18 protein-coding genes are annotated in these 17,448 nt (G+C 72.0%); 15 read left to right on the top strand and 3 right to left on the bottom strand.

Features of this window, described 5'->3' with window-relative positions:
- The first annotated feature begins 211 nt into the window (after positions 1-211).
- The 13 genes from G7Z13_RS27595 to G7Z13_RS27540 all read left to right on the top strand — a co-directional run bounded on the left by G7Z13_RS27595 (position 212) and on the right by G7Z13_RS27540 (position 11,483).
- Positions 212-1,378 carry a hypothetical protein gene (locus tag G7Z13_RS27595; RefSeq protein WP_166002926.1) on the top strand — a complete coding sequence of 389 codons (1,167 nt, stop codon included), beginning with the start codon at positions 212-214 and terminating at the stop codon, positions 1,376-1,378.
- A 17-nt stretch (positions 1,379-1,395) separates the two neighbouring features.
- The gene (locus G7Z13_RS27590; RefSeq protein WP_166002925.1) at positions 1,396-1,968 is read left to right on the top strand and encodes a GNAT family N-acetyltransferase; all 573 of its coding nucleotides are present in this window, start codon (positions 1,396-1,398) and stop codon (positions 1,966-1,968) included.
- Between the two features lie 192 nt (positions 1,969-2,160).
- Complete coding sequence (locus tag G7Z13_RS34240; protein ID WP_310591794.1) at positions 2,161-2,244, top strand: putative leader peptide; 84 nt, start codon at positions 2,161-2,163, stop codon at positions 2,242-2,244.
- Between the two features lie 126 nt (positions 2,245-2,370).
- Positions 2,371-4,068, top strand: coding sequence for a nitrite/sulfite reductase (locus tag G7Z13_RS27585; protein ID WP_166002924.1), 1,698 nt, complete (start codon positions 2,371-2,373; stop codon positions 4,066-4,068).
- Complete coding sequence (locus G7Z13_RS27580; protein ID WP_166002923.1) at positions 4,065-4,244, top strand: hypothetical protein; 180 nt, start codon at positions 4,065-4,067, stop codon at positions 4,242-4,244. Before G7Z13_RS27585 ends, G7Z13_RS27580 begins: the two co-directional genes overlap by 4 nt.
- A complete protein-coding gene (locus tag G7Z13_RS27575) occupies positions 4,241-4,945 on the top strand; it encodes a phosphoadenylyl-sulfate reductase (RefSeq protein WP_166002922.1) in 705 nt (234 codons plus the stop codon). The genes G7Z13_RS27580 and G7Z13_RS27575 overlap by 4 nt, the downstream gene beginning before the upstream one ends.
- A gap of 23 nt (positions 4,946-4,968) precedes the next feature.
- Positions 4,969-5,505 (top strand): adenylyl-sulfate kinase, encoded by a 537-nt coding sequence (gene cysC, locus G7Z13_RS27570; RefSeq protein ID WP_166002921.1) that lies wholly within the window; start codon positions 4,969-4,971, stop codon positions 5,503-5,505.
- Positions 5,502-6,437, top strand: a complete 936-nt coding sequence (cysD, locus tag G7Z13_RS27565) for a sulfate adenylyltransferase subunit CysD (protein ID WP_166002920.1) — start codon at positions 5,502-5,504, stop codon at positions 6,435-6,437. The genes cysC and cysD overlap by 4 nt, the downstream gene beginning before the upstream one ends.
- A gap of 2 nt (positions 6,438-6,439) precedes the next feature.
- Positions 6,440-7,774, top strand: coding sequence for a GTP-binding protein (locus G7Z13_RS27560; protein WP_166002919.1), 1,335 nt, complete (start codon positions 6,440-6,442; stop codon positions 7,772-7,774).
- 146 nt (positions 7,775-7,920) lie between these two features.
- Positions 7,921-9,024, top strand: a complete 1,104-nt coding sequence (locus tag G7Z13_RS27555) for an aliphatic sulfonate ABC transporter substrate-binding protein (protein WP_166002918.1) — start codon at positions 7,921-7,923, stop codon at positions 9,022-9,024.
- A 32-nt stretch (positions 9,025-9,056) separates the two neighbouring features.
- Positions 9,057-9,854 (top strand): ABC transporter ATP-binding protein, encoded by a 798-nt coding sequence (locus tag G7Z13_RS27550; RefSeq protein ID WP_166002917.1) that lies wholly within the window; start codon positions 9,057-9,059, stop codon positions 9,852-9,854.
- Complete coding sequence (locus G7Z13_RS27545) at positions 9,841-10,743, top strand: ABC transporter permease (RefSeq protein ID WP_166002916.1); 903 nt, start codon at positions 9,841-9,843, stop codon at positions 10,741-10,743. Before G7Z13_RS27550 ends, G7Z13_RS27545 begins: the two co-directional genes overlap by 14 nt.
- Positions 10,744-10,748: 5 nt before the next feature.
- Positions 10,749-11,483 (top strand): sirohydrochlorin chelatase, encoded by a 735-nt coding sequence (locus G7Z13_RS27540; protein ID WP_166002915.1) that lies wholly within the window; start codon positions 10,749-10,751, stop codon positions 11,481-11,483.
- Positions 11,484-11,549: 66 nt separating this feature from the next.
- On the opposite strand, the gene G7Z13_RS27535 is transcribed toward G7Z13_RS27540, so the two are convergent.
- Both G7Z13_RS27535 and G7Z13_RS27530 read right to left on the bottom strand, forming a co-directional pair.
- Positions 11,550-11,765 carry a hypothetical protein gene (locus G7Z13_RS27535; protein ID WP_166002914.1) on the bottom strand — a complete coding sequence of 72 codons (216 nt, stop codon included), beginning with the start codon at positions 11,763-11,765 and terminating at the stop codon, positions 11,550-11,552.
- Positions 11,766-11,841: 76 nt separating this feature from the next.
- Positions 11,842-12,330: a DUF1697 domain-containing protein gene (locus tag G7Z13_RS27530; RefSeq protein WP_240926538.1), complete on the bottom strand. Its 489-nt coding sequence runs from the start codon at positions 12,328-12,330 to the stop codon at positions 11,842-11,844.
- A 478-nt stretch (positions 12,331-12,808) separates the two neighbouring features.
- Between G7Z13_RS27530 and G7Z13_RS27525 the strand changes: the two genes are divergently transcribed.
- The gene (locus tag G7Z13_RS27525; RefSeq protein ID WP_166002912.1) at positions 12,809-15,079 is read left to right on the top strand and encodes an MMPL family transporter; all 2,271 of its coding nucleotides are present in this window, start codon (positions 12,809-12,811) and stop codon (positions 15,077-15,079) included.
- Between the two features lie 139 nt (positions 15,080-15,218).
- Positions 15,219-16,181: a hypothetical protein gene (locus G7Z13_RS27520; protein ID WP_166002911.1), complete on the top strand. Its 963-nt coding sequence runs from the start codon at positions 15,219-15,221 to the stop codon at positions 16,179-16,181.
- A 21-nt stretch (positions 16,182-16,202) separates the two neighbouring features.
- On the opposite strand, the gene mgt is transcribed toward G7Z13_RS27520, so the two are convergent.
- Complete coding sequence (gene mgt, locus G7Z13_RS27515; protein WP_166002910.1) at positions 16,203-17,411, bottom strand: macrolide-inactivating glycosyltransferase; 1,209 nt, start codon at positions 17,409-17,411, stop codon at positions 16,203-16,205.
- Between the last annotated feature and the right edge of the window lie 37 nt (positions 17,412-17,448).

The following is a 17,448-nucleotide window of genomic DNA, read 5'->3' as shown; positions in this document are numbered from 1 at the left end:
TCGCCCCTGAGCCGGCCGGACGGACCGCGCCCGGCCCGTCGAAGATCGTTCGCGGGGCGGGCCCCCGCGGACGTTGCCCCGCTCGGGGGCAATTACGGGGTCTTCGTCCGCGGCCCCGCAACCCTGCCGTAGCATCCCCCTACCGGCCACCCCACCTGTGCCATGCTCAACGTGCGGAACGAGCGGCGCAGTTGGCCCCTCTGGAGGACTGATGAAGCACCGCGGCCGACACCGCAGACGCAAACAGGGCAGGGCGCTGCGTGCGGCCCTGGCCGGCACCGCGCTCGCCCTGACCGCCGCCGCGACCATGATCAGCGCCTCCCAGGCGACCGACGGCGCCCGTCCGGGCCCGCTGCAGCCGCTCACCTCGGCGGCCGAGGTGAACGAGCTGCGTCTGCACGAGGAGACCTATCCGGCGGCTCCCGGACCGGCCGTCCGCATCGCGGACGTCGTCGCGGACGCCGACCGCGCGCTGCGCCCCGCCGCCGACTGCGCCGCCGCCGAGCGCGCCGCGCTGCCGGTGACGCCGACGGCCGGCCGCGCCTGGTGCTGGGCCGAGGCCGACACCCGCGAGGCGCGGGCCGGGGCGCTCACCGGTTCCGGGGACGCCGACGACGACGGCCACTGGGGTGAGCACCGGGTCCTGCTCTCGGGCTGGAGCGACGCGCGGGGACGGGCCCGGATCGCCGTGATCGACGCCGAGCGCATGACCTACGCCTGGGTGAGTCCCCTGGTGCCCGCGGACGGCGGGCGCTCGGTGCGGCCGCTCGTCTCACCGCTGTCCGGGCTGGTCTGGTACCAGGACAAGCTGCTGGCCACCGGGGACCGCGGCCGGACGCTCTACGTCTACGACATGGACCGCCTGCGCCGGGAGGCCGACGGCTTCACGCTGACCGCCGTCGCCGCGTACCGGCTGACCGGCGCGGCCCGCATCGGCGCGCTCTCCCTGGACCGCAGCACCGCGCCCGACAGCCTCGCGGTGAGCGAGGCGGTCCCGGCCGACGCCGACCGGCCCGCCCGGCTGTGGCGCTACGCCCTGGAGACCGACACCACCGGCCCCGGCGCCGGGCTGCCGGAGCCGTCGCCGGTCGAGGCGTACGAGACGGAGGCGGCGGCCGGGGCGCACGGCGTGCTCGCGCACCGCTCCCGCTGGTACCTGGCCCGCGGCGACGGCGCCTTCGAGGGGCACGGGACGCTGGTCCGGCTGGACGGGGACCGCGCGGAGTCGGCGCAGTGCGGCCCGGACGGCACCTACCAGTGCTGGAGCGGACCGGCCGGGGCCCTGTCCTACTGGGAGGAGACCGGGGAGGTCTGGTCGCAGTCGGGGCGGACGCTGTTCTCGCTGGGGCTGAACACGATCGACAGCTCGCTGGAGTAGATGGTTCTCTGGGGGACATGCCGAACATCCCCGTGACCACCTGGTCCCTGGAGCAGACCGCGCCGAGCGACCTGCTGCCCGCCGCCGAGCCCGAGGGCGACATCCGCGTCGTGCGCGCCGAGGTGCCCTCGCCCGAGTTCAGCCGCTTCCTCTACACCGCGGTGGGCGGGGACATCCGCTGGACGGACCGGCTGAGCTGGACGTACGCCCAGTGGCAGGAGGAGCTTCAGCGGCCGGGCGCGGAGACCTGGGTGGCGTACGACCGGGGCACGCCGGCCGGGTACGTGCAGCTGGACCCGCAGGACGAGGGCGTGGTGGAGATCCTCTACTTCGGGCTGCTTCCGGCCTTCCGGGGCCGCCGGATCGGCGGGTATCTGCTGTCGTACGGCACCGCGCGCGCCTGGGATCTCGCCGACCGCTGGCCGCAGCGGCCGCCGACGAAGCGGGTGTGGCTGCACACGTGCAGCAAGGACGGCGAGTTCGCGCTGGAGAACTACCTGCGCCGTGGCTTCACGCTGTTCGACACCAAGGTCGAGGAGGAGGCGGAGGTCGCCACGCCCGGTCCCTGGCCGGGGGCGTACCCTGCCTGAGCGGGGAGTACGCCCCGCCGAGCCGCGCGCACACCCTCGACCGGCAGGCCGCATACCGCGCCTGACCTGGGACGACAAGGCCCTTCGCGGTCGATGTGACCGACGACACCCTTGTCTTGCTGTGCGAGACAGGGGTGTCCGCATCCTGGACGAAGCTGGACTGTGTCCAGATCGCCATGACACGCTTCCGTCATGTCTGGAACTGGAATCGCCTTGGTGAGTCGACGGCACGTCGACCTCGGCCGCATGTCCAGCGCCATCTGTCCGGCGCGCTGACAGCAAGCCAGCTTCCCGGTTCCCTCCCTTCCGTCTGCCCTCGCGCGACGATGCGCACGTATGCCTCAACGCGCCTGTACGCGCAGGTCAGCACCGCTTCCGCCTGTCCCGAAGGACGTATCCACCATGGCCGCCAACCCGCAGAACCCTGCCGCCGCGACTCCCCGCCGCAAGGTGAGCCGTCACCGCGGTGAGGGTCAGTGGGCCGCGGGTCACTTCACCCCGCTCAACGGCAACGAGCAGTTCAAGAAGGACGACGACGGTCTCAATGTGCGGACACGCATTGAGACGATCTACTCCAAGCGCGGCTTCCACTCCATCGACCCCAACGACCTGCGCGGCCGGATGCGCTGGTGGGGTCTGTACACCCAGCGCAAGCCCGGGATCGACGGGGGCAAGACCGCGATCCTGGAGCCCGAGGAGCTGGACGACGAGTACTTCATGCTGCGCGTCCGCATCGACGGCGGCCGCCTCACCACGCGGCAGCTGCGCGTCATCGGCGAGATCTCGCAGGAGTTCGCGCGCGGCACCGCCGACATCACCGACCGGCAGAACATCCAGTACCACTGGATCCGGATCGAGGACGTGCCCGAGATCTGGAACCGCCTGGAGGCCGTCGGCCTGTCCACCACCGAGGCCTGCGGTGACACGCCCCGCGTGATCATCGGCTCGCCCGTCGCGGGCATCGCCGAGGACGAGATCATCGACGGCTCCCCGGCCATCGAGGAGATCCACCGGCGGGTCATCGGCAACAAGGCGTTCTCGAACCTGCCGCGCAAGTTCAAGTCCGCGATCTCCGGCTCGCCGCTGCTGGACGTGGCGCACGAGATCAACGACGTGGCGTTCGTGGGTGTCGTCCACCCCGAGCACGGCCCCGGCTTCGACCTGTGGGTCGGCGGCGGTCTGTCCACCAACCCGAAGATCGGCGTGCGGCTCGGCGCCTGGGTGCCGCTGGACGAGGTCCCGGACGTCTTCGAGGGCGTCATCTCGATCTTCCGCGACTACGGCTACCGGCGGCTGCGCAACCGCGCCCGCCTGAAGTTCCTGGTCGCCGACTGGGGCGCGGAGAAGTTCCGCCAGGTGCTGGAGGACGAGTACCTGAAGCGGAAGCTGGTCGACGGCCCGGCCCCCGCGCAGCCGGTGGAGCGCTGGCGTGACCACGTCGGTGTGCACCGGCAGCAGGACGGCCGCTACTACGTCGGGTTCGCCCCGCGCGTCGGCCGCGTCGACGGCACCACACTGACGAAGATCGCCGACCTGGCCGAGGCGCACGGCTCGGGCCGGGTCCGCACCACCGTCGAGCAGAAGATGATCATCCTCGATGTCGAGCAGGACCAGGTCGACTCGCTGGTCGACGCCCTGGAGGCGCTGGACCTCACCGCCCGGCCCTCCCCGTTCCGGCGCGGCACCATGGCCTGCACCGGCATCGAGTACTGCAAGCTGGCCATCGTCGAGACCAAGGAGCGCGGCGCCTCCCTCATCGACGAGCTGGAGCGCCGTATCCCGGACTTCGACGAACCCCTCACCATCAACCTCAACGGCTGCCCGAACGCCTGCGCCCGCATCCAGGTGGCGGACATCGGTCTCAAGGGGCAGCTGGTCCTCAACGACCGGGGGGAGCAGGTCGAGGGCTACCAGGTGCACCTCGGCGGCGCGCTCGGCCTGGAGGCCGGCTTCGGCCGCAAGGTGCGCGGCCTGAAGGTCACCTCCGAGGAACTGCCCGACTACGTCGAGCGGGTCCTGAAGCGCTTCCAGGCGGAGCGCGAGGACGGCGAGCGGTTCGCCAGCTGGGCGGCCCGCGCCTCCGAGGAGGCGCTGTCGTGAGCGAGCGCGCGGTGCCCTTCCACTGCCCGTACTGCGGCGACGAGGACCTGCGGCCCAGCGAGGAGGGTCACGGCGCCTGGGAGTGCGCTGCCTGCAATCGCGCGTTCCGGCTGACCTTCCTCGGGCTGCTGGCCCGCGGGGTGCGGCAGGACATCACGGGAGGGGACGAGATATGACCACGGCCCAGGACACCGCCGAGGAACTGAAGGCGCTCGCCGAGCAGGCGGGCCGCGACCTGGAGGACGCCTCCGCGCCGGAGATCCTCCAGTGGGCGGCCGACACCTTCGGCAAGCGGTTCTGCGTGACCTCCTCGATGGAGGACGCGGTGGTCGCCCACCTCGCCTCCCGGGTGATGCCCGGCGTCGACGTCGTGTTCCTCGACACCGGCTACCACTTCGAGGAGACCATCGGCACCCGGGACGCGGTGGACGCCGTGATGGACGTCAACGTCATCACCCTCACCCCGCGCCAGACGGTCGCCGAGCAGGACGCCGAGTACGGCCCCAGGCTGTACGAGCGCGACCCCGACCTGTGCTGCAAGCTCCGCAAGGTCCGGCCGCTGGAGGAGGGCCTGAAGGGCTACGCGGCCTGGGCGACGGGCCTGCGCCGCGACGAGTCCCCGACCCGGGCGAACACCCCGGTCGTCGGCTGGGACGAGAAGCGGCAGAAGGTCAAGATCTCCCCCATCGCCCGCTGGACCCAGGACGACGTGGACGCCTACGTCGCCGAGCACGGCGTCCTCACCAACCCGCTGCTGATGGACGGCTACGCCTCCATCGGCTGTGCCCCCTGCACCCGCCGGGTCCTCGAGGGCGAGGACGCGCGCGCCGGCCGCTGGGCGGGCCGCGCCAAGACCGAATGCGGGCTGCACGGATGACCACGACGATCCAGGAGACTGACGTGACGACCGGAGCCACCGTCTGGCTCACGGGTCTGCCGAGCGCCGGCAAGACCACCATCGCCTACGAACTGGCGGGACGGCTCCGTGAGCAGGGCCACCGCGTCGAGGTGCTCGACGGCGACGAGATCCGCGAGTTCCTCTCGGCGGGCCTCGGCTTCAGCCGCGAGGACCGGCACACCAACGTGCAGCGCATCGGCTTCGTCGCCGAACTGCTCGCCCGCAACGGCGTGCTCGTCCTCGTCCCGGTCATCGCGCCGTACGCCGACAGCCGCGACGCGGTGCGCAAGCGGCACGAGGCCCACGCGACGCCGTACGTCGAGGTGCACGTGGCGACCCCGGTCGAGGTGTGCTCCGTACGCGATGTGAAGGGCCTGTACGCCAAGCAGGCGGCGGGCGAGCTGAAGGGGCTCACCGGCGTCGACGACCCGTACGAGGAGCCCGAGTCGCCCGACCTGCGGATCGAGTCCCAGAACCAGACCGTGCAGGAGTCCGCCGCGTCCGTGTACGCGCTGCTCACCGAGAGGGGACTGGCATGACGACCGTCGCCACCATCGACGAGGGCACCGACACCCCGTACGCCCTGTCCCACCTGGACTCGCTGGAGTCGGAGGCCGTCCACATCTTCCGCGAGGTGGCGGGCGAGTTCGAGCGGCCGGTGATCCTGTTCTCCGGCGGCAAGGACTCGATCGTCATGCTGCACCTGGCGCTGAAGGCGTTCGCGCCCGCGCCGGTGCCGTTCTCGCTGCTGCACGTGGACACCGGGCACAACTTCCCCGAGGTCATCGAGTACCGGGACCGCGCGGTCGCCCGGCACCACCTGCGGCTGCACGTCGCCTCGGTGCAGGACTACATCGACCGCGGGGTGCTCAAGGAGCGCCCGGACGGCACCCGCAACCCGCTGCAGACGCTGCCGCTGACGGAGAAGATCCAGAGCGAGAGGTTCGACGCCGTGTTCGGCGGCGGGCGCCGCGACGAGGAGAAGGCCCGCGCCAAGGAACGGGTGTTCTCGCTGCGCGACGAGTTCTCCCAGTGGGACCCGCGCCGACAGCGCCCGGAGCTGTGGAACCTGTACAACGGCCGCCACGCGCCCGGTGAGCACGTCCGGGTCTTCCCGCTGTCGAACTGGACCGAGCTGGACGTCTGGCAGTACATCGCCCGCGAGGGCATCGAGCTGCCGCAGATCTACTTCGCCCACGAGCGCGAGGTGTTCCTGCGGGGCGGCATGTGGCTGACCGCCGGCGAGTGGGGCGGGCCCCGCGAGAACGAGGTGGTCGAGAAGCGGCGGGTGCGCTACCGGACCGTCGGTGACATGTCCTGCACGGGAGCCGTCGACTCCGACGCGACCACGCTGGACGCCGTGATCGCCGAGATCGCCGCCTCCCGGCTGACCGAGCGGGGCGCGACCCGCGCCGACGACAAGCTGTCCGAGGCCGCGATGGAAGACCGCAAGCGCGAGGGGTACTTCTAAGCATGAGCACGACCACGACCGAGGAGCTCTCGGCCACCACCCTGCTGCGGTTCGCCACCGCGGGCTCCGTCGACGACGGCAAGTCCACCCTGGTCGGACGGCTGCTGCACGACTCCAAGTCGGTCCTCGCCGACCAGCTGGAGGCCGTCGAGCACGCCTCCCGCAGCCGCGGCCAGGACGCACCGGACCTCGCGCTGCTGACCGACGGCCTGCGCGCCGAGCGCGAGCAGGGCATCACCATCGACGTGGCGTACCGTTACTTCGCCACGCCCCGGCGCCGGTTCATCCTCGCCGACACGCCCGGCCACGTGCAGTACACGCGGAACATGGTCACCGGCGCCTCGACGGCCGAGCTGACCGTGATCCTCGTCGACGCCCGCAACGGCGTCGTCGAGCAGACCCGCCGGCACGCCGCGATCGCCGCGCTGCTGCGGGTGCCGCACGTGGTGCTGGCCGTCAACAAGATGGACCTCGTCGGCTACCGGGAGAAGGTGTTCGCGGCCATCGCCGAGGAGTTCACCGCGTACGCCACCGAGCTGGGCGTCCCCGAGGTCACCGCGATCCCGATCTCCGCGCTCGCCGGCGACAACGTCGTGGAGCCGTCGGCGAACATGGACTGGTACGGCGGCCCGACCGTCCTGGAGCACCTGGAGACGGTCCCGGTCAGCCACGACCTGGCGCACTGCCACGCGCGGCTGCCCGTGCAGTACGTGATCCGCCCGCAGACCGCCGAGCACCCCGACTACCGCGGGTACGCCGGGCAGATCGCGGCGGGCACCTTCCGCGTCGGCGAGCAGGTCACCGTGCTGCCGTCCGGCCGGGCCACCACGATCACCGGCATCGACCTGCTGGGCAAGCCGGTCGACGTGGCCTGGACGCCGCAGTCGGTGACGCTGCTGCTCGCCGACGACATCGACATCTCGCGCGGCGACCTGATCGTGCCGAGCAAGGACGCCCCGCCGACCACCCAGGACGTCGAGGCGACCGTCTGCCACGTCGCCGACGCCCCGCTGACCGTCGGCCACCGGGTGCTGCTCAAGCACGGCACCCGCACGGTCAAGGCCATCGTGAAGGACATCCCGTCCCGGCTGACGCTGGACGACCTGTCCCTGCACCCGCTCCCGGGCCGGCTCGTCGCCAACGACATCGGCCGGGTGAAGATCCGTACCGCCGAGCCGCTGCCGGTCGACTCCTACGCCGACTCGCGGCGCACGGGCTCGTTCATCCTGATCGACCCGAACGACGGCACGACCCTCACCGCCGGCATGGTCGGCGAGTCGTTCGCCTCCCCCGAGCCCGTCAAGGACGCGGCCGAGGACGACGGGTGGGACTTCTGAGCGTGAACTCCCGCTTCAGCCGTGGTGTACGGCGCTGTCCGCGATGACACCCACGGACCCCGTACACCGCCGCCGAGAACCCGCCGACCTCCCGGCCACGGACTGAACCGGCTCCGTGACCGCCGGGTCCCCGAGAGGAACACCCCGTGCCTGCCACCCCCGTCCCGCGCCGCGCCCTCGCGGTGATCGCCGCCCTCCCGCTGCTCGCGCTCGCCGCGTGCGGCTACGGCTCCCAGGCCAAGGACGACGACACCGTGCGGATCGCCGCCGGGGCGAAGAAGATCGACGGTCTGGACTCCGTCCGGATCGGCTACTTCGGCAACCTCACGCACGCGACCGCGCTGGTCGGGCGGCAGCAGGGCTTCTTCCAGAAGCAGCTGGGCGCCACGGTCGCGCAGTACGCCACCTTCAACGCGGGCCCCTCGGAGATCGAGGCGCTGAACTCGAAGTCGATCGACATCGGCTGGATCGGCCCCTCCCCCGCCATCAACGGCTATGTGAAGGCGCACGGGAAGAACCTGCGGATCATCGGCGGTTCGGCGTCCGGCGGAGTGAAGCTGGTGGTGAACCCGGAGAAGATCTCGTCCCTGAAGGACGTCAAGGGCAAGAAGATCGCCACCCCGCAGCTCGGCAACACGCAGGACGTGGCGTTCCTCAACTGGGCCGCCGAGCAGGGCTGGACGGTCGACGCGCAGAGCGGCAAGGGCGACGTCTCCGTCGTGCGCACCGACAACAAGGTGACCCCCGACGCCTACAAGTCCGGTTCCATCGACGGCGCGTGGGTGCCCGAGCCGACCGCCTCGAAGCTGGTCTCCGAGGGCGCGAAGGTGCTGCTGGACGAGTCCGGCCTGTGGCCGGACGAGAAGTTCGTCATCACGAACATCATCGTGCGGCAGGACTTCCTCAAGGAGCACCCGGACGTCGTCGAGGCGGTGCTGCGGGCGTCGGTCGCGGCGAACGAGTGGATCAACGCCCACCCGGAGCAGGCCAAGGCGGCCGCGAACGAGCAACTGGCGGCCGACACCGGCAAGCCGCTGCCCGCGGACGTCATCGACCCGGCCTGGAAGTCGATCGCCTTCCTGGACGACCCGCTGGCCGCCACCCTCGAAGCCCAGGCCGGACACGCGGTCAAGGCCGGTCTGCTGGAGCAGCCGGACCTGACCGGGATCTACGACCTCACCCTGCTCAACAAGGTCCTGACGGCCAGGGGTGAGGCCACCGTCGACGACGCCGGCCTCGGCGTCCGGTAACCGATTTCCGAGAGATCCAGGAGGTGACGACCATGGCCACGACACTCGCCAAGGCCGCCGACGGTACCGAGACCTCGGCCGCCGCGCACGCCGCCCGCATCGCGCACGTCTCGAAGTCGTTCCCGGGCCCCGCCGGGCAGCAGCTCGTGCTGGACGACATCAGCCTCGATGTCGCGCCGGGCGAGTTCGTCACCCTCCTGGGCGCCTCGGGATGCGGCAAGTCCACCCTGCTCAACCTGGTGGCCGGACTGGACAAGCCGTCCGCCGGGTCGATCGCGACCGACGGCCGGCCGGCGCTGATGTTCCAGGAGCACGCGCTGTTCCCGTGGCTGACGGCGGGCAAGAACATCGAGCTGGCGCTGAAGCTGCGCGGCGTCGCCGCCAAGGCCGAGCGCCGCGAACGGGCCGAGGAACTGCTCGAACTGGTCCGCCTGAAGGGCGCGTACGGCAAGCGGGTGCACGAGCTGTCCGGCGGTATGCGCCAGCGGGTGGCGATGGCGCGTGCCCTCGCCCAGGACAGCAGGCTGCTGCTGATGGACGAGCCGTTCGCGGCGCTGGACGCCATCACCCGCGACGTGCTGCACGACGAGCTGACCCGCATCTGGCGCGAGACCGGCCTGTCGGTGCTGTTCGTGACGCACAACGTGCGCGAGGCGGTACGGCTCGCACAGCGCGTGGTGCTGCTGTCCTCCCGGCCGGGCCGCATCGCGCGCCAGTGGACGGTGGGCATCCCGCAGCCGCGCCGTATCGAGGACAGCGAGGTCGCCGAGCTGTCCCGGGAGATCACCGAGGAACTGCGTGGGGAGATCCGCCGCCATGGCCAGCACTGACACGTCCGCCGGCGCGCCCGTCAGGGACGGGAGCGATCTGGCCGGCCTGGAGGCCGGTCTGGACGCCCTGGAGACGGTCGAGTCGAACCGCACCCCGCTGCGCGAGACGCTGCTGCGCAAGGTGCTGCCGCCGGTCACCGCGATCGCGCTGGTGCTGGTGGTGTGGCAGGCGCTGGTCGCCTTCGGGATCGTCGACGACCCGACGAAGCTGCCCGCCCCCGCCGACGTGTGGGCCGAGGTCCGCACCGCCTGGCTGCAGGGCACCCTGCTGGACTACATCTGGACGTCCGTCTCGCGCGGCCTGCTCGGCTTCCTGCTCGCGCTCGCCATCGGCACCCCACTGGGGCTGCTGGTGGCGCGGGTGAAGTTCGTGCGGGCGGCGATCGGCCCCATCCTGTCGGGCCTGCAGTCGCTGCCGTCGGTGGCGTGGGTGCCGCCGGCCGTGATCTGGCTGGGCCTGAACAACTCGATGATGTACACCGTCATTCTGCTCGGCGCGGTCCCGTCCATCGCCAACGGACTGGTGTCGGGCGTGGACCAGGTGCCGCCGCTGTATCTGCGCGCGGGCCGCACGCTGGGCGCGACGGGGCTGAAGGGCACCTGGCACATCGTCATGCCCGCCGCGCTGCCCGGCTACCTCGCGGGCCTGAAGCAGGGCTGGGCGTTCTCCTGGCGGTCCCTGATGGCCGCCGAGATCATCGCCTCCTCCCCCGACCTCGGCGTGGGGCTCGGCCAGCTGCTGGAGAACGGCCGCAACACCAGCTCCATGTCGATGGTGTTCCTCGCCATCCTGCTCATCCTGATCGTCGGTATCGCGATCGACCTGCTGATCTTCAGTCCGCTGGAGCGGCGGGTGCTGCGCGGCCGCGGTCTGCTGGTGAAGGGCTGATTCCCATGCGGCCGGTGCTTGTCGTCATCGCCCACGGCAGCCGCGACCCGCGGCACGCCGCGACCGTGCACGCCCTCGTGGAGCGGGTGCGCGCCGAGCGTCCGGGCCTGCGGGTGGAGACCGGCTTCCTGGACTTCACCATCCCGTCCGTGCCGGCGGTGCTGGAGTCCCTGGCGGCGGAGGGCGTGCGGGACGTGGTCGCGCTGCCGCTGCTGCTGACCCGCGCGTTCCACGCCAAGGCGGACATCCCCGCGGTGCTGCGGGAGGCGCCGCGCCGGCTGCGGATCCGCCAGGCGGACGTGCTCGGCCCGTCGCCGCTGCTGCTCGCCGCTCTGGAACGGCGGCTGTACGAGGTGGGGCTGAGCCCCGCCGACAAGTCCTCGACCGGGGTCGTGCTGGCCTCGGCGGGGTCCACCGACCCGGAGGCGATCGCAGTGATCGCAGAAATCGCGCGGGAGTGGCGGCACACCGGTTGGTGCGCCGTGCGGCCTGCGTTCGCCTCCGCATCCCTTCCGCGCACCGAGGACGCGGTGCGCGAACTGCGTGCGCTGGGCTGCGCCCGCGTCGCCGTCGCCCCGTACGTCCTGGCCCCCGGCTTCCTCCCGGACCGCATCGCCCGCGGCGCCGCCGAGGCGGACGTCCTCGCCGACGTCCTGGGCCCGGCACCGGAGGTGGCCCGGCTGCTGGTGGAGCGCTACGACGGGGCGCGTGCGCCGATGCCGGCGGCGGTCGGCGCGTAGGGCGCCCGGGAACGGCCGGTTCAGGGCTCGGGAAGGGGGCCGGCAACGGGCTGGCTCAGGGCCCGCTCAGGCTCCCAGGCCGAGCAGGGCGACGTCCAGCGGCAGCGCGGGACGGGACGGCAGCGGCTGGGGTTCGTCGCCGCGGCCGGTGTGGGTGGGCGGGACGGGGCGCAGGCCCGCGACGCCGTCGGCGGCCCAGGGCGCGTCCGTCGGCGGGAGCGACAGGGTGAGCCGCCGTCCGTCGGCCAAAGTCGTCTGCAGCTTCGGGTCGTTCGTGCTCATGGCCCCTCGATTCCGTCGCGTCGTCCGGAGGTCCGGCCTCGTCTGTGAGGACGAACGGGCGCGCCGTGGGGTTCCCTCACCGAGGAGCGGTCAGTTCGACCAGCTTGAGCACGGTGTTCCAGTTGCGGGTGGTGGCGATGACGCCCTTGGTCAGGCGGGGGCGGGAGAGGGCCTCGGCGAGTCTGGAGCGACCGAGGCCGTCCGGGGCGTAGAGGTAGAGGGCGCGGTCGCCGAGGCGGAACTCCTCCGGGAGGTGGGCCTCGCGGTCGACGGCGGCGAACCGGTCCTCATCGACCGGGGCGGAGAAGTAGGTGACGTGGAGCTGCCTGGGCTCCAGGCCGGCGGCGGGGAACGGGCAGGCGTCGGCGACCGCCTGCAGATAGGCGTGGTCGCGCACGATGACGTCCACCGGGAAGCCGTACCGCTGCTCGATCGCCCGGGTGAGTTCGGCGGCCAGGGACTCCTCGTCGCCGCGGGCGGAGGTGAACGCGGCCTGGCCGCTCTGGAGGTAGGTGCGCACGCCGTCGTGGCCGAGGCCTTCCATGAGGGTGCGCAGGTCGGCCATCGGGATCTTCTTGCTGCCGCCCACGTTGATCCCGCGCAGCAGCGCCGCATACGTCGTCACGGGCCCCACCCTAGGCGGTCGTCGTGCCCCGTGGGGGCGGGCACGACGACCGCCGGCCCGGGGCGGGGGGTTGCGGGAGACTCTGGCCGAGGCAGGGGTCGTGCATCAACAGCCGCACGCGTCTGTGACTTGTTCGACAAGGTCGCGCACTCCGCAACAGCGGTGCGCCGCCCGCCCGTCCGGCCTGCGGGTGTCCCGGTGGATGTGGGGGATGTCCCGATAGATGTAAGGGGCCCGCGTCCTCCTCAGTGGGGAGCGGCGGGGGGCCGAGGGGAGTAGCCGGGGGTGCTCCGCTTCACCGGGCAGCACGACGAGATGGCGTTGCCCGGCCCCTACCGTCAGAAGCGACAGGTGGCGGCAGGGGGCCGCCGCCGCGCAGGAGGGGCAGTCCGGCATGAAGACCGGCAGGGGGACCTTGATGTCCGACAGACAGACACGGGTACGGGGGTTCGCCGCCCGGGCCGGCGGCTGGAGCGCCCGGCACCGCTGGGCGGCGATCGGCATCTGGGTGCTGTTCGTCGTCCTCGCGATGGGGCTCGGCTCGGCGGCGGGCCGGGTCGACGTCAAGGACAGCGACCAGATCAAGGGCGAGACGCGCACCGCGGCGAAGATCGTCGAGGACGCCGGGATCGAGGAGCCGGCCGGTGAGACGGTCCTGCTCCAGTCGAAGGACGGCCGGCTGAAGGCGACCGACGCGGAGTTCCGGACCGCCGTCGACGCCGTGGTGCGGGCGGTCGACGGGACCGGCCGGGTCACCGACATCAGCTCGCCGTACGACACGAAGACGATCTCGGCGGACGGCCGCAGCGCGCTGGTGCAGTTCGACATGCGCGGCGACGCGGACACCGCGGGCGAGCGCGTCGAGCCCGTGCTGAAGGCCGTCGAGGAGGTCCAGCGGGACCACGGGGCGCTGCGGATCGAGCAGATCGGCGGCGCGAGCATGATGAAGACGTTCGACGACGCGTTCGGCGACGACTTCAAGAAGGCCGAGTACTCCGCCGTCCCGGTCGCCCTCGGCATCCTGCTGATCGCGTTCGGCGCGCTGGTGGCGGCGCTGCTGCCGGTACTGCTGGCGATCACCGCGATCATGGCGACGATGGGTCTGATGGGCCTGATCAGCCATGTGATGCCGATGAGCGACACCGCCAACTCGGTGATGCTGCTGGTGGGCATGGCCGTCGGGGTCGACTACTGCCTGTTCTACCTGCGCCGTGAGCGTGAGGAGCGGGCCGCCGGGCGGGACGCGCAGACGGCGCTGCGGATCGCCGCCGCGACCAGTGGCCGCGCGATCGTCGTCTCCGGTGTGACGGTCTGTGTGGCGATGGCGGGCATGCTGTTCACCGGCATCGCCGAGTTCGAGGCGATGGGCCTGGCCTCGCTGATGGTGGTGGCCGTCGCCATGATCGGGTCGGTGACCGTGCTGCCGGCGCTGCTGTCGCTGCTGGGCGAGCGGGTGGACAAGGGCCGTATCCCGTTCCTGTCCCGCCGGCGCCGTGACGGGGGCGGCTCCGGGGGCGCCGGCGGGAGCCGGTTCTGGACCGCCGTGCTGAAGGGCGTGCTCGCGCGGCCCGTGGTGTCCGTGGTGGTGGCGTGCGGCGCGCTGCTGGCGATCGCGGCTCCCGCGCTCGGCATGAAGACGCAGAACCTCACCCTGGACCAGGAGTTCGGCGACTCGCTGCCGATCGTGCAGACGTACAACCGGGTCAACGAGGCCTTCCCGGGCGGTTCCGACCCGGCCGAGGTGGTCGTCAAGGCGGACGACATCAACGCGCCCGAGGTGCGCGACGCGCTCGCCGCGTTCCGGGAGCGCGCGGTGAGTTCGGGCGCCTCGCGCGGCCCGGTCGAGATCAAGCTGCACGACGAGCAGAACGTCGCCTTCGTCTACGTCCCGCTGGTCGGCGGCTCCGACCTGGACAAGGCGGGGGCCAGCCTGGACAAGCTGCGCGACGAGGTGCGCCCGGCCACGCTCGGCAAGGTGGAGGGCGTCGAGGCGCCGATCACCGGGCAGGTCGCGGGGTCGGAGGACTTCAACGACCAGCTCGTCGGCTCGGTCGTGCCGGTCTTCGTCTTCGTGGTGGTCTTCGCCTTCGTGCTGATGCTGCTGTCGTTCCGGTCGCTGACCGTCGCGGTCACCTCGATCGTGCTGAACCTGCTGTCGGTGGGGGCCGCCTACGGCATCCTGGTCGCCGTCTTCCAGCACGGCTGGGGCGCCTCGCTGGTGGGCGCGGAGGGCGTCGGCGCGATCGTCAGCTGGCTGCCGCTGTTCCTGTTCGTGATCCTGTTCGGTCTGTCGATGGACTACCACGTGTTCGTGGTGTCGCGGATCCGCGAGGCGCGGCTGCGCGGCCGCTCCACCAAGGACGCGATCGCCCACGGCGTGGTCACCACGGCCGGGGTGGTCACCAGCGCCGCGGTCATCATGGTCGCCGTCTTCGCCATCTTCGGCACGCTGTCCATGCAGTCCATGAAGCAGATGGGCGTGGGTCTGGCGGCGGCGGTGCTGATCGACGCGACGATCATCCGGGGTGTGCTGCTGCCCGCGGTGATGGCGCTGCTGGGCGAGCGCAACTGGTACCTGCCGCGGTGGCTCGACCGGCTGCCCGACCTCACCCACGACGAGGCGCCGGAGGCGGTCGTGGGCCGGCCGGCGCGGGACGAGGACGGCGAACCCGAGCCGCTGCGGGTCTGACGGAGGGCACGGGCTCGCAAAGGGGCTGCTTCCGTCCGCCTGGGCCGAGGGCCCGTCGGTTCCGGGGGAACCGGCGGGCCCTCGCCGCCGTCTGGCTGACCGGACGGGGACCCGATGCCGGACAGGGGGAGGACGACTCATGGACAGACGCAGCCTGTTGCGGGGAGCGCTCGCGGGGGCCGTGGCCGCGCCGGCGGCCGGACTGCTGACGGCGCGTGAGGCGAGCGCCGCCCCGGCCGCGTTCGACGTGCTGATCGGGGACGTGAACTCCGGGCGGATCTTCCTGTTCGACCGGAACAAGCCGTTCACCGACCACACCATCAAGGGGCAGCTGAACCCGGCCGGTTCGGGCCACCCGATGGAGCACCGCTTCCGCGCCACCGACGGTGACGGCGAGATCCTGCTCGCGGTGACCGGCACCGCCACCACGGGCACGGCGAGCATCTACCGGCGCCGCGACAAGAAGCTGCTGTGGTCGGTGTCGGACGTGCGGAACTACCCGCACAGCATCGAACGCGCCCGCGGCACGGGCGTGGTCGTCGTCGCGGGCCGCAGCCACGGCAGCGGGGGCGGCGCCGCGACCGGCGGCAGCCTGCATGTGTTCCGGCCGGCGAACAGCCACGCGAGTTCGCTGGTGCGGGCGGGCAGCCCGGTCCCGTTCCACCAGGCGCACGGTCCGCTGTGGGACCCGCGGCTGGAGCGGTTGTGGGTGAGCGGCGGCAAGCGGCTGACCGCCTACCGGATCGTGACGACGGCGAACTCGGCGAAGCTGGTGGAGGACACCGGGCGCCGCCTGGACGCCTTCACCCGCGCCCACGACCTCCAGCCGGACTTCCGGCGCCCCGGCCGCCTGCTGGTCACCGACACCTACGGGGTGTACGCCGTCGACACGGCGTCGATGACCAGGTCCACGCTGCACGAGCGGCGGTACGTGAAGTCGTACGTACGCCACTCCTCCGGCGAGCAGATGTGGACGGGCGCGGTCGAGAACGGCAACGTCTTCGGCACGAAGTACGTCCACTTCAACGTCAGCGGAGTGGCGCGGGCACGGGAGGGCGCGATCATCTACAAGGCCCGCCTGGACACCACGGCGTACGCCTGACCGCTGGGGCGTGGCCGACGGCTACGGCTGCCGTCGGCCGGCGGGCAGTTCGGCCTCGACGAGGTCGGCGGCGCGGCGGGTGCCGCCCTCCTGGGCCATCTGCGCCTGGATGTCCTTCAGCCGCCGGGCCACCTCCGGGTCGTCGACGAGGGCGAGGGCGGTCGTGCGCAGGACTTCGGGGGTGGCCTCCTCCGTGGACAGGCGCTGGGCGACCCCGAGGCTGTGCAGCATGTCCGCGTTGCCGAACTGGTCGACGGCCTGCGGTACGGCGATCATCGGGGTGGCGGTGGCCAGGCCCTCCTGGCTGCCGCCCGCCCCGGCGTGGGTGACGAACAGGTCGGCCTTCCTCAGCACGGCGAGCTGCGGCACCCAGGAGTGGACTTCCACGTTCGCCGGTACGTCGCCCAGCTCGGCCGGGTCGACGTGCCGGCCGATCTGGAGCACCAGGTGCCAGCCGGGGAGGCCGCCGAAGGCCCGCACGCAGTTGCGGTAGAACTCGGGCTGCTTGGTGAAGGCGGAGCCCAGCGAGACGAGGACCACCTTCTCGGCGCCGGCGGGCCGCTGCCAGTCGCCCTCGGCGGTGCGGTCGCCCTGGCAGGCGCCGACGAACGTGTACACGTTCTCGTCGACCTGGTCGGCCTTCCACTGGAGCGCCTTGGGGATGAGCACGAGCGAGCGGGCGGGGCGGGTGACGAAGTCGTCGGGGTGCAGGCCGATCCCGTTCTCCTCCAGCCAGGCCTGGAAGCGGGCGTAGTACGCCTTGCCGCGCTCGGTCTTCTTCGGCTCCTCCCACATGGGGGCGGCGACCTCCTCCTCGTACCCCTCCCAGGCGACGAGGTGGGTCGACAGGGAGATCGCGGGGACACCCCAGCGGTGGGCGAGGATCCGGGCCGGGTAGGCGGTGGTGTCGTACAGGACGAGGTCGGGTTCGTCTCCCTCGTAGGCCGCGGCGAGCTGCGGCAGGGCCTGGATGGCGTCGTCGAGGAAGGGTTCGACGTTGTCCAGCAGGGTGCTGCCCCAGTCCGACGGGTCGGCGTCGGGGCCGGGCAGCGTGGAGTTCCAGAGCTTCGGTTCGGCGCCGGTCTGCGCGATCTTGTCCGCGAAGACGGGCGGGATGGCGTAGGTGACCCGGTGGCCGCGCGCGACGAGTTCCCGGATCACCTCCAGGCTGGGGTTCACATGGCCGTGGGCGGCGATGGAGAACATGGCGATGTGGGCGCGTGAGGTCATGCCCACCACCCTAGACGAGACGATACGTATCGTCCAA

The sequence above is a fragment of the Streptomyces sp. JB150 genome, from assembly GCF_011193355.1.
Lineage (GTDB): Bacteria > Actinomycetota > Actinomycetes > Streptomycetales > Streptomycetaceae > Streptomyces.
Note: the sequence above shows the minus strand (reverse complement) of the source record. Positions and strands in the feature narration are given on the sequence as shown.